Annotated in this window: 1 tRNA gene; it reads right to left on the reverse strand. The window is 52.0% G+C overall.

The features are described 5' to 3' along the window. Nucleotides 1–156 precede the first annotated feature (156 nt). Nucleotides 157–232: transfer RNA gene (locus K0625_RS24485), tRNA-Glu, on the reverse strand. Nucleotides 233–244 lie beyond the last annotated feature (12 nt).

Below are 244 nucleotides of genomic sequence, written 5' to 3' on the forward strand. Positions count from 1 at the left end.
ACCCCTGTTACCGCCGTGAAAGGGCGGTGTCCTAGGCCTCTAGACGATGGGGACCCGGACTGCATTAGACTCTGCAAAGAGTGAATACTCATTAAACCCTGTAGGCTAAGGTTTAACGCTTGAATAATCAGACCGAAATCCAACCATTATAAATAGTGGTATCCCCAAGGGGATTCGAACCCCTGTTACCGCCGTGAAAGGGCGGTGTCCTAGGCCTCTAGACGATGGGGACCCGGACTGCATT

Origin of the sequence: Shewanella nanhaiensis (genome assembly GCF_019457885.1) — a bacterium.
In the GTDB taxonomy this organism is placed as follows: Bacteria; Pseudomonadota; Gammaproteobacteria; order Enterobacterales; family Shewanellaceae; genus Shewanella; species Shewanella nanhaiensis.